This window comes from Marinifilum sp. D737 (assembly GCF_026672275.1).
Classification (GTDB): Bacteria; Bacteroidota; Bacteroidia; order Bacteroidales; family Marinifilaceae; genus Marinifilum.
Genome location: NZ_JANQCD010000026.1, coordinates 58,651 through 70,842 on the forward strand (window position 1 = coordinate 58,651; position 12,192 = coordinate 70,842).

Sequence of the window (12,192 nt, forward strand, 5' to 3'; positions counted from 1 at the left end):
GTAACATGATAATATACAAATTCGGTGGTGTATCTGTTAAAGATGCTGCTGCCATACGAAACATCTGCCAGATAATAGCTAAGGTAAAGCGACCCCTTACTGTTGTGATTTCGGCAATAGGTTCAACCACAAACCTGCTGGAAGAACTGGTAGATGCATATTTTTCCGGAAGCGATGATGCCTGGAAGCACTTCGAGATACTGAAAAAGAACCACATTTCAGTACTCAACGAATTGTTCGAAGAAGTGCCAGAGCAAATTGCCTCGGAAGTAAACGCTCTTTTCGTCGAGCTGGAAACCAAAATTTCAAAACCATCATCTGATCAGTTCAATTTTGAATACGATCAGGTGATTGGTTTTGGCGAGTTACTTTCAACAAGCATAATTTCTGGTTATTTGAATGAAACTGGACAAAAGAATCAATGGGTTGATATTAGAACTTGTTTGGATTCGGATGACAATTACGTTGATGCCAATATCAATTGGGAATCATCTAAGGAAAAAGCAAATGCAAAATTTGTTGATGATTCGCAAGCGCTTTATATCACTCAAGGCTTTATAGCTAGTGATGAGAAAGGATTTACAACCTCTCTGGGACGAGAAGGTTCAGATTATACGGCTGCAATCCTTGCTCATCTGCTTGGCGCTGATAAAATGATCATTTGGAAGGATGTGTTGGGAATATTGAATGCTGATCCTGATTATTTTGAAACAACAACCAAATTGGATTTAATTCCATATCACGAAGCAATAGAGTTGTCGTATTATGGGGCAAGGGTAATTCATCCCAAAACTATAAAACCATTGCAGGCAAAACAGATTCCTCTTTGGGTGAAATCATTTATCGATCCATCGCAAAAAGGAACCTTGATTACAAAGGGAGAGCAGCCTCAACCCATGTTGCCAAACTATATTGTGAAGAAAAAACAAGTGATGGTGAACTTGAAACCCTTAAATTTTTCATTTATAGGCGAAAAAGATCTGGTTTTTATCTTTTCACTCGTGACAAAGTATAGAATTAAGCTTAATTTTACTCAAAACACTGCTGTTAGTTTTGCATTTTGTGCCAATAGTTCAGCTAGAAATATCGAGGAGCTAATTGGTGAATTGAGTAAAAAATATGAAGTAGACCTGAGTGAAGATTTGGAACTGATAACCGTTAGACATTATACACCAGCTACGATTGAAGAAATTCAAAACAAGCATCATGTTTTGGTAGAGCAAAAAAATAGCAACACAGCAATCTACCTGACAGTAGCAAATTGAGATTATTAAAAAATACCAACAGCTAGTTGCTAAAGGCTAATAGCTATTATAATATGGAGCAAAATTTTACGATAAGAGAGGCATTAAAAAATCAGATTTTGGTTCTTGATGGAGCAATGGGAACCATGATTCAATCATATCAATTAGTTGAATCGGATTTTAGAGGAGAAAGATTTGCTAATATTTCAGCGGATCAAAAAGGTCACAATGATTTGTTAACGCTGACTCAGCCTGAAATCATTAAGAATATTCACCTGGAATTTTTAAAAGCAGGTGCCAATATCATCGAGACCAATACTTTTAATGCAAATGCCATTTCTTTGATTGATTACCAATTGGAAGAGCTTGCTTATGAATTGAATCTGGAAGCAGTGAAGAATGCTCGCAGAGCAATTGATGAAATTCAGAAAATAGATCAACATACTCCAAGATGGATCGCTGGTGCCATTGGTCCAACAAACAAAACTACATCAATGTCTCCAAAAGTGGAAGATCCGGGTTATAGAGATGTAAGTTTTGATGATTTGGTAGAAATCTACACCGAACAAATTAAAGGTTTGCTTGATGGAGGTGTTGATGCCTTATTGATAGAAACAATTTTCGATACATTGAATGCAAAAGCTGCTGTTTATGCTGCAGATCAACTTTTGGAAGAGAGAGGTTTGGACCTGCCAATCATGATTTCGGGAACAATTACCGATAACAGTGGAAGAACCTTATCAGGCCAGACATTGGAAGCTTTTGTAACTTCGATGAAATGTGACAGGTTGTTGAGTATTGGTTTGAATTGCGCTTTTGGTGCGAAAGATTTGATCCCATTTATTCAACAATTGGATACATTATTGCCTGTATATGTAAGTGTATATCCTAATGCTGGTTTGCCAAACGAATTGGGTGAATACGATGAAACTCCTACCACCATGGTGGGTGATTTAAAGGAGCTATTGGAGAACAAAAAGGTAAATATTGTAGGAGGATGTTGCGGAACAAGACCTGATCATATTGCTGCTATTGCCAATTCTGTCAAAGATGCTGAACCTAGAGAAATTCCGGATGTGGATACGGAAACTCGCTTAAGCGGATTAGAGATGTTGCGCATCAACTCTATGAGCAACTTTGTAAATGTTGGTGAGCGTACCAATGTTGCAGGTTCTAGAAAGTTTGCAAGATTAATCCGTGAAGAAAAATACGAGGAGGCGCTGTCAATTGCTCGTTCGCAGGTCGAAAATGGTGCTCAAATTATTGATGTGAACATGGATGATGCCATGTTGGATGCCGAAAAAGAAATGGATGTATTTTTGAAACTCTTGGTTTCAGAACCTGAAATTTCTCGCGTTCCTGTTATGATTGATTCTTCGAAATGGTCTGTTCTGGAAGCTGGTTTAAAGTGTGTTCAAGGAAAATCCGTAGTAAATTCTATTTCTTTGAAAGAGGGAGAAGAGGAATTTATTAAATATGCTACCCAAATAAAAAGATATGGAGCTGCTGCAGTGGTAATGGCTTTCGATGAAAAAGGTCAGGCCGATACTTATGAACGCAGAATTGAAATATGCGGCAGAGCCTATAAAATACTAGCAGAAAAAGTGGGCTTCCCGCCAGAAGATATCATCTTCGACCCAAATGTATTGGCAATTGCTACAGGGATTGAAGAGCATAACAATTATGCTGTTGATTTTATCAAGACTGTAAAGTGGATCAAAGAGAATCTTCCACATGCAAAAATCAGTGGGGGAATTAGTAATCTGTCTTTCTCTTTCCGGGGGAACAATGTGGTTCGTGAAGCAATGCATTCGGTTTTCCTATATCATGCAATAAAAGAAGGTTTGGATATGGGAATTGTAAATCCTGGAATGTTGCAGATTTACGATGAAATTGAACCGGAATTACTAGAGAAGGTTGAAGACGTTGTACTAAACAGGAAGCCTGAAGCAACCGAAATCCTAATAGAATTTGCTGAAGGATTAAAATCAGCTGGTACGAGCAAGGTAAAAACTGATGCATGGAGAGAAAAATCTGTAAATGAGAGATTGTCTTACTCTTTGGTAAAAGGAATTACTGATTATATAGAAGAGGATGCAGAAGAGGCACGTCAAAACTATCCGAAAGCATTAGAGGTAATCGAAAAACCTTTAATGGATGGAATGAATATAGTTGGTGAGCTGTTTGGTGATGGGAAAATGTTCCTTCCCCAAGTGGTGAAATCTGCCAGGGTAATGAAAAAAGCAGTAGCCTATCTTCAGCCATTTATCGAAGAAGAAAAAAGCAATGCTGCCGATGCCAGGAATGCGGGCAAGATATTAATGGCAACGGTAAAAGGAGATGTTCACGATATTGGTAAAAATATTGTTGATGTTGTACTGGGCTGTAACAATTTCGAGGTAATCGATTTAGGTGTAATGGTTCCATGCTCGAAAATTCTTGAAATAGCCAAACAGGAAAATGTCGATGCCATAGGATTGAGTGGTTTGATTACACCATCTTTAGAAGAGATGTGTTTTGTTGCCGAAGAGATGCAACGCGAAGGATTCGATATTCCTTTGGTAGTAGGAGGAGCAACAACATCAGAATTGCATACGGCAGTGAAAATTGAACCCAATTATAAGAATGGCGTTGTTCATGTGAGTGATGCTTCTCAGTCGGTAGGTATTTTCAAGAAATTGTGTGATAAAAACAAACGTGGCGATTACCTGGATAGCGTGAAAGAACAATATCAAAAGGTGAGAGAGAATCATGCCAAACAGAAATCGGCTGAATACTATTCTTTGGAAGAAGCAAGAGAAAATGCAGAGGCAATTGATTGGATAAAATCACCAATATATAAACCAAAGAAAACAGGTTTGCAGGTACAGAAGAACTTCTCTATCAGTGAAATTAGAAAATATATCGATTGGACTTTCTTCTTTGTAGCTTGGGAATTGAAGTGCATGTATCCTGAAATCATGGAAGATCCGGATTACAAGGATGAGGCAAAAAAACTTTTCGAGGATGCCAATAAAATGTTGGACCGAATTGAGAAAGAGAATCTTTTGGAAGCGAGTGCTGTTTATGGATTGTTCCCTGCAAATGCAGTGGGCGATGATATTGTGATTTATTCTGACGAGGCAAGAAGTTCGGAATTGAAGCGATTCACTCAAATTCGCCAGCAGGAGAAATTCTCAAAAGGATTAAGTAATTTGTGTTTGAGCGATTTTGTGGCTCCAATTGAATCTGGAAAAATAGATTATGTAGGCGCATTTGTAGTAACAGCCGGACTTGGTATAGAAGCGAGCCTGCAAAAATATGCTGAGCAAAATGATGATTACAACAGCATCATGATGAAGATTTTGGCAGATCGATTGGCAGAAGCTTACACAGAGTTATTGCATGAGCAAATCCGTAAGGAAGATTGGGCATATGCAAATGGAGAAGACCTGAGCGTTGAAGAAATGTTGCGCGAAAAATACCAGGGAATTCGCCCGGCTTTTGGGTATCCATCATTGCCTGAACATTCCGAAAAGAAAGTACTCTGGGACTTCTTGCAGGTTGAGGAGAATATTGGTGCTACATTAACAGAAAGCTATGCCATGTATCCTGCTGCTTCGGTAAGTGGATTGGTGTTGGCTCATCCCGATGCCATTTATTTTTCGATTGATAAAATCAAGGAAGACCAGCTAAAAGACTACGCTGAACGAAAAGGAATTTCAGAAGAGGAAGCCAGCAGGTTGTTGACGGCAATTTTGTAAAAACATCAAATTATTAGAATACGATTTTTGAGATTTAATAAAATCTTACATCTAAAATTAACCAATGAAAGTAATCGAACATTTAAATCAAGCAATTGAGAATAAAACCACACACTTCTCTTTTGAACTGTTACCTCCATTAAGGGGTAATAGTATATATAAGGTATTTAATACCATCGAAAAACTTCGGGAATTCGATCCGAAGTACATTAATATTACGGCACACCGCGATGAGGTGGTATTCGTGGAATCCCCAAATGGAGGATTCGAGAAAAAGATCACTCGCAAGCGTCCGGGTACTGTTGCAGTAGCAGCTGCCATTCAGAATAAATACAAACTTACAGTTGTTCCTCATGTAATCTGTAGCGGATTTACTCCTGAAGAAACTGAAAATGCATTGTTGGATCTGAATTTCCTGGGCATTCATGATTTATTGCTTTTGCAAGGGGATAAATCACCACGTCACGATTTCATTCCGAGTGAAGGAGAGCACAAGTTCGCTATTGATTTAATTGGACAGGTGAACGATATCAATAAAGGAATCTTTTTGGATGGTACCCATGTTGAGCCATTTGAAACACCATTTTCTTATGGTACTGCCGGATACCCGGAGAAACATGAAAATGCTCCAAATATGGAATCGGACTTATATTGGCTGAAGAAAAAAGTGGATGCAGGAGCAGATTATATCGTAACGCAAATGTTTTTCGATAACCAAAAATTCTTCGATTTTGAGAAAAAAGTGAGAGAAGCTGGAATTACTGTTCCCATTGTTCCTGGAATTAAACCAATATCAGCTTTGTCGCAATTAAATGTGCTTCCACAGATCTTTAAAACCGAAATACCAGAGGCTTTAGCAGCCGAAGTTCGTAAGTGCAAAACCAACGATGAGGTGAAACAAGTTGGAGTGGAGTGGGGAATACAGCAGAGCAAAGAGTTGATTCAACATGGTGTACCATCTTTACACTTTTATACATTAATGGCTTCCAATTGTGTGAAAGACATCGCAAAAGCAATATATTAACGAGATTTAAAACGAAAACGAATCCCTTTTCATTTTTGGAAAGGGATTTTTTATTGCAGAAACAGCAATAAAAAAAGGCCTTTCTCAGTTTAAAAATAGAATTGATAATTAATGAAGATATGAGAAAGGCAATTATTCTATTGTTACTGATGAGTGGAGCGTTTTTATCAAAGGCTCAGGTTTTTAATACATCTGGAATTTTGAAAGGAGGAGAAGCTGCAATCGGTTTTGAACCATCATTGTTGGTTTACGATGGACAAACTGATTTTATGATGTTTTTTCATGCAGGTGTTGGATTAGGACAGAACATTGATTTGGGAGCGAAATTCGGTGTTTTTGGAGATGAAAATTATTATGGAGGAGATATTGAATTTGGTTTCAGTAAAACGCTTTCATTATCAGCAGGAGCTCACCACTTTCACGATTTTGCATTGGATGGCACGGCAAATGTTACCGTACCATTGGCACGAGGAACCAAATTGATTACGGGTTTGGATATGGATATTGTTTTTGGAGATGAAACCAAAATTCCTCTTTGGATACCATTAGGAATAAGAGTTTCTGTTGGTAATGGTTGGTCCTTAATAATGGAATCGGAAATTGAGTTAACCGATGAGGCTTATCATTATTTTGGAGTTGGAATGGCATTTGGATTTTAGATGGAAAAATTGTGGAGCTTGGGTTTAAATATAACATTTTTGAAACTTGCTAACAGGCTGTTAATAATGTGTTTTGATTCTGAATTGAAATTGAAGTATATTAATGTCTAGATAAACTTTAATCTTTAAAACCACAGCTACCACATGGAAAAAGAAAAATCTGCTATTGAAAAATTAAAAGATTTTGCCCTTAAAACGCATCGTAAAATTGATTTTAGCGAGAAAGCGTATCCTTCTAATGCACTGCATCCTGTAAGTTACCACCGAAGATTTGTAAGTATACCTGAGAATGATTACAAAAGAGTAATTTTTGCTTGTTTTGGAGATTCTCGTAGGCTAGATAATTTTTCAATATTTAGCGGTGTATTTTTTCCTATTGATGTTTCAGGAGAGACAAAGATATGTGTTCGCAAAAAACACATATTCGATAAAATGAGTCTTTTTGCGAAAAAACGATATTATAAAACAGGTGCTGATTCGTTTGATAACCAGGTAGTATTCGATGAGTTTACTGCAATTGGTACCAATAAGATCTTTACAAATGACAAAATTCAGAAGTTAATTTTAAAAGCTTTTGATTTTGATGTTAGATTAAGGGTTGGCATAAATATGTTGAATCTTGATTTTATGCCAGACTTAAAAGGTAGATCGTATATAGGAATATATACAAGTCAGAATTGGTTTACCAACTCATCGGAGATTGAAATTCTTTACGATTTGGCAGAGCAATTGCAAAAGCAATCAGTTTTTATGAGAGAACCGGATTTGGTTGCACAATTTTGAATTAAACTTATAAATAATAAATGAAAGCCTCAAATCTATAGACTTGAGGCTTTTGATTTTTATGATGCAAACTCATCAATTATTTTTTGTGCAGTAACTTCAGAAAGTTTAATGTTCGATTCATGGGTCCATCCTCCTACATGCGGACTCAGCAAAACATTTTCAGCCTCAATTAAATATTGAAATTCAGCAGGAAGTTCTGATGCATGCAAATCTTCAAAAGATGTTTTTTCATATTCCAGTACGTCCAAACAAGCCCCTTTAACTTGTCCTGATTTTAGATTCTTCACCAAATCAGCAATACGAACCACTTTACCTCGGGCAGTATTAATAAGGAAAATCGGTTTTTTGAATTGATTTAGAAATTCATCATTCACCATAAACATGGTTTCCTCGGTTTGCGGTACATGCAAACTCAAAATATCGCATTGTTCAAACAAATCCTCTAATTGTTTTTCCTGGCAATATTCATCAGTATAGCCAAACTTGTATTTATCGTAGGCAATTACATTGCAGCCAAATCCTTTTAGTCTTTGAGCAAAGGCTCCACCCATGTTTCCGTATCCTATAATCCCTACGGTCTTGCCCATAATCTCAATCCCACGATTTTCTTCGCGTCTCCACATTCCATTGCGAACTTCCCAATTGCAGCGGCACAAATTATTGAAAAGAGTTAAAAGCATTCCTACGGCATGTTCACCAACGGCATCTCGGTTTCCTTCCGGAGCATTAAAACATCTTATGCCTTTGCTTTCTGCATATTCCACATCAATATTTTCCAGGCCTGCACCAACTCTACCAATAAATTTTAGATTGGAAGCGATGTCAAGTTCTGTTTTGGTCAATTTGAATTTACTTCGAATGATAAAACCATCGAATTCTGGAAATATTTCAAGTAGTTCCTCTTTGTTCTTTTCAGGAGCATAAGTACAGTCGAAGCCTGCATTTTGAAGCATCTCCAATAAACGAGGGTGTGTTGAATCTATAAATAGTACTTTCATGTGTTTAAACTTTACATGTTCGTTTTATATGCATATGGTCCCGATTACTATCGAGAGTAATGGATTAGGAGTTGAGAATGAAATTCTCAAGTTAGGCAAAGGTACTTTTTTCACCTTGATTATGCTTTCGAACTTTATGAAGAAAATGGAAAAAGCAAAAACTAATACTTTTTGCAGTGGATCAAAAGAGCATTTTATCGATGGTTGATGAGAATTGAAATAACAAACCGCTGTGGTGAACTGCGCTTTCTAATTCATAAATATAATTTAACTAGGCATTATAAATAAAATTCCTGATTTTACTGATGCTTTAGCGTACTTACAAGAGGTGCGGACGAAAATCCGAGGGGTATGTAAGTAATCTACAATAGTCTCGGACGAAAATACAAGCGCATTGCACAAGTTAGCAATCGGCTCGGATGAAAATACACACCCATTGCATGTTTCAACAATGGTCTCGAACGAAAATACGAGGGGTGTGTAAGTAACTTACATGGGGTGTGGACGAAAATACAAGCCCATTGCACAAGTTAGCAATCAGCTCGGATGAAAATACAAACCCATTGCATACATTAACAATGGCCTCGGACGAAAATATATACACATTGCATAAGTCAATAATCGCCTCGTATTAAAATCAAAGCGATTTTCATATTAAAAAATAGTCAGTAACTTGTTTTAACATCTACTTTTGTAAGTCAACCACAAAACTGGCTTTATAACCTCTCAGTTTTCCGGTAGCATCGTATATTTCGAAACCAAACATCAGTTTTTTAACCTCTTTTTTGAGTTGTAACTGATTCTTGTCCCAATACCAATTCTCTTCAAACTGAATTTTGCCTGTTCTCCCATTCAAATCATTTTCTGTAATAATTTGTTCGATTTCACTAATGGATAATTCGTGATTGTCGTAATAATCATACGCTTTTAGATTACCAGCTTGTACTTCTTTCAAAACTTGCTCTATTAAGTAGGAACTATTGGTATGCTCCAGGCATTCATTCAGCCATTCATCATCCGGATTAGGATTTTTTACAATCACCTCGTAAATAATTGGATCAGCAATAAGCTCACCTTTGGTTTTTGCAGGTGAATTTTCTGGTTTACTTTGGCAGGAAAACAAAAACAGCCCTGAAATGATCAGAGCTGTAGAGGTATAATAGAATTTTTTCATGTTCTATATATAATGTGTTTGTTAACGATCGAAACTTAAGCGCATGCCTTTCGTGCTTTCATCAAACTTACCATTGTCGTACACCAAGTTACCATTCACAAAAGTTTTTTCAATCATGTATTGAAATTTTTCTCCATCGAAAGGAGTCCAACCACACTTATACAATGTGTTTTCTTTGTTGGCAGTCCAATCTTCTTCCTTAACCAATACCAAATCTGCGTAATATCCTTTACGGATAAAGCCTCTTTTCTCAACCTGGAAAATCTCAGCAGGAGTGTGACACATTTTTTCAATCACTTTTTCAAGACTAATCTTGCCGCGTCGAGCTTGCTCCAACATAGCCACAAGCGAATGTTGAACCAATGGACCTCCACCAGCTGAATTCAAATAATTGCCATCTTTCTCCTCTTCAGTATGTGGTGCATGATCTGTTGCAATTACATCCAATCTGTCATCAAGTAAAGCTTCCCAAAGTTTATCCTGGTCTGCCTTGGTTTTAACAGCAGGATTCCAACGTATTCTCGATTTTTTGGTCAGGTAATCCTTGTCATCAAACCACAAGTGATGCACACAAACCTCAGTAGTAATTCTTTTATCCCTCGATGGAATCGAATTGTCGAACAAATCCATTTCCATTCCGGTAGATAAATGTAGAATATGTAAGCGAGTGTTGTATTTCTTAGCCAATTCAACAGCTTTCGATGAAGATTTGTAGCAAGCTTCTGCACTTCTGATCACACCATGGTATTCCATAGGAATGTTCTCACCATACTTCTCAACGAATTCAGCTTGGTTTTTTTCTATCATCGGAGTGTCCTCGCAATGCGTAGCAATCAAAAGAGGCGCTTTTTCAAAAATCTGCGAAAGCGTATCAATATCATCTACCAACATATTTCCTGTCGATGAACCCATAAATATCTTAATTCCACAAACCGATTTAGGATCTGTTTTTAAAATCTCCTCCAAATTGTCATTGGTGGCACCCATGTAGAACGAATAGTTGGCCAACGATTTTTCAGCACCAAGCTTGTAGCGATCTGCAAGTAGCTCTTGAGTAACTGTTTGTGGTTTCACGTTCGGCATATCCATAAACGAAGTAGTACCACCTGCTACGGCAGCTCTCGATTCGGTATACAAATCACCTTTGTGTGGCATTCCAGGATCACGAAAATGTACCTGGTCATCAATCACACCAGGAATCAGCAATTTTCCACCAGCATCAATAACTTTCCACGATGAATCAACCTTTTCAGGAGCAGATGTATAAATTTCTTCAATCAATTGATCTTTCACCAGAACACTTCCGGCGAACTTCTTGCCCTCATTAATAATTAAGGCATTTTGTATTAAATAAGTCGACATTTTGGTTGTTTAGTTCTAAGTATTTTAAAATCTATCTTTCGTATTTGGTAAAAAAGCTGCGCAGTTTCATTTTAATTACGCCCCATACAGCTTCATTAAAAATACCACCACTCATTTTTGAGGTTCCCTGTGTTCTATCTGTAAAAATGATAGGAACTTCAATAATATTAAAGCCAAATTTCCACGTAGTAAATTTCATTTCTATCTGGAAAGCATACCCTTTAAACCTAATCTTATCCAGATTTATGGTTTCAAGTACCTTTCTGGTGTAGCATTTAAAGCCAGCAGTTGCATCATGAATTTTCATTCCCGTTACAATTCTAACGTACTTCGATGCAAAATACGACATCAAAACTCTACCCATAGGCCAATTTACAACATTTACACCAGAAACATAGCGAGAGCCAATGGCCATATCACCACCTTGATTAGCGCAAGCATCATATAAACGAACCAAATCTTCCGGATTGTGCGAAAAATCTGCATCCATTTCAAATACATATTCGTAATTGTTTTCTAGTGCCCATTTAAAACCGGTAATATAAGCAGTACCCAGGCCAAGCTTTCCTTTTCGCTCTATAATGTGTAGTTGAGAAAACTCTTTCTGCAAAACTTTTACAATATCTGCAGTTCCATCAGGAGAATTGTCTTCAATTACAAGAATATCAAAAGCTGTTTCCAGCGAGAACACCTTCCTTACAATGGCTTCAATGTTTTCTTTTTCATTGTAGGTCGGGATAATAACAAGTCTATCTGTCACCTTCAGAGAATTAATGTGTAAAACAATTTATTAGCACGAAGATAGTATATCTGTAATAAAACTGTCATTTACATTCGTTAAAAAGAGTGAAAACCATCATTAATTATGCCGGTACCCTTCGGGCCGGGCTATACGCTATATCTTTTTCTCATACTTCGAAAAAGGATGCCGCTTCTATCCCTACCGGATTGTTTCGAATGATTGTGCATGAAAAAATCAGCGAATAGACATTCAAAACAATCAAAAAACACATTCGCTGATGTTTTTTTCTGGATTTTTTCTCTCGGACTATCAACTTGTTAGCATGTTTGCGGTAAAAAGTTTGCATTTTTCATTTGGAATAGTGAGAAAGTATGCCTTATCTTTGCACCCGCTTTACAACGGTAGGGCGATAGGAAAAACATGATGAAGAGGGTGGTTTTGCCACGATTTGGATTGGTGT

At 37.2% G+C, this 12,192-nt stretch carries 9 protein-coding genes; 5 read left to right on the forward strand and 4 right to left on the reverse strand.

The features are described 5' to 3' along the window. Positions 1 to 5: 5 nt before the first annotated feature. The 5 genes from NQ163_RS15035 (at position 6) to NQ163_RS15055 (ending at position 7,453) form a co-directional block, all read left to right on the forward strand. Positions 6 to 1,265, forward strand: a complete 1,260-nt coding sequence (locus NQ163_RS15035; protein ID WP_268191143.1) for an aspartate kinase — start codon at positions 6 to 8, stop codon at positions 1,263 to 1,265. 53 nt (positions 1,266 to 1,318) lie between these two features. Then, the gene (metH, locus tag NQ163_RS15040) at positions 1,319 to 4,987 is read left to right on the forward strand and encodes a methionine synthase (protein ID WP_268191144.1); all 3,669 of its coding nucleotides are present in this window, start codon (positions 1,319 to 1,321) and stop codon (positions 4,985 to 4,987) included. Between the two features lie 64 nt (positions 4,988 to 5,051). Next, entirely contained in the window at positions 5,052 to 6,011 is a 960-nt protein-coding gene (locus tag NQ163_RS15045; protein WP_268191145.1) for a methylenetetrahydrofolate reductase, read from the forward strand. A gap of 119 nt (positions 6,012 to 6,130) precedes the next feature. Beyond that, entirely contained in the window at positions 6,131 to 6,670 is a 540-nt protein-coding gene (locus NQ163_RS15050) for a hypothetical protein (protein WP_268191147.1), read from the forward strand. Between the two features lie 144 nt (positions 6,671 to 6,814). Further along, on the forward strand, positions 6,815 to 7,453 hold the full coding sequence (locus NQ163_RS15055; protein WP_268191148.1) for a hypothetical protein: 639 nt from the start codon (positions 6,815 to 6,817) through the stop codon (positions 7,451 to 7,453). Positions 7,454 to 7,512: 59 nt separating this feature from the next. Here the strand turns inward: NQ163_RS15055 and NQ163_RS15060 are convergent, their stop codons facing one another. The 4 genes from NQ163_RS15060 to NQ163_RS15075 form a co-directional block, all read right to left on the reverse strand. Beyond that, entirely contained in the window at positions 7,513 to 8,454 is a 942-nt protein-coding gene (locus NQ163_RS15060; protein WP_268191149.1) for a 2-hydroxyacid dehydrogenase, read from the reverse strand. A gap of 685 nt (positions 8,455 to 9,139) precedes the next feature. Then, positions 9,140 to 9,628, reverse strand: coding sequence for a hypothetical protein (locus NQ163_RS15065; RefSeq protein ID WP_268191150.1), 489 nt, complete (start codon positions 9,626 to 9,628; stop codon positions 9,140 to 9,142). A gap of 21 nt (positions 9,629 to 9,649) precedes the next feature. Next, positions 9,650 to 10,990, reverse strand: a complete 1,341-nt coding sequence (locus tag NQ163_RS15070) for a dihydroorotase (protein ID WP_268191151.1) — start codon at positions 10,988 to 10,990, stop codon at positions 9,650 to 9,652. 31 nt (positions 10,991 to 11,021) lie between these two features. Continuing rightward, positions 11,022 to 11,750: a polyprenol monophosphomannose synthase gene (locus NQ163_RS15075; RefSeq protein WP_268191152.1), complete on the reverse strand. Its 729-nt coding sequence runs from the start codon at positions 11,748 to 11,750 to the stop codon at positions 11,022 to 11,024. Positions 11,751 to 12,192: the final 442 nt, after the last annotated feature.

What these genes read in the sequence shown, in the direction of transcription:
- NQ163_RS15035 (WP_268191143.1), top strand. Translation starts at nt 6, where the DNA reads ATGATAATATACAAATTCGGTGGTGTATCTGTTAAAGATGCTGCTGCC.
- metH (WP_268191144.1), top strand. Translation starts at nt 1,319, where the DNA reads ATGGAGCAAAATTTTACGATAAGAGAGGCATTAAAAAATCAGATTTTG.
- NQ163_RS15045 (WP_268191145.1), top strand. Translation starts at nt 5,052, where the DNA reads ATGAAAGTAATCGAACATTTAAATCAAGCAATTGAGAATAAAACCACA.
- NQ163_RS15050 (WP_268191147.1), top strand. Translation starts at nt 6,131, where the DNA reads ATGAGAAAGGCAATTATTCTATTGTTACTGATGAGTGGAGCGTTTTTA.
- NQ163_RS15055 (WP_268191148.1), top strand. Translation starts at nt 6,815, where the DNA reads ATGGAAAAAGAAAAATCTGCTATTGAAAAATTAAAAGATTTTGCCCTT.
- NQ163_RS15060 (WP_268191149.1), bottom strand. Translation starts at nt 8,454, where the DNA reads ATGAAAGTACTATTTATAGATTCAACACACCCTCGTTTATTGGAGATG.
- NQ163_RS15065 (WP_268191150.1), bottom strand. Translation starts at nt 9,628, where the DNA reads ATGAAAAAATTCTATTATACCTCTACAGCTCTGATCATTTCAGGGCTG.
- NQ163_RS15070 (WP_268191151.1), bottom strand. Translation starts at nt 10,990, where the DNA reads ATGTCGACTTATTTAATACAAAATGCCTTAATTATTAATGAGGGCAAG.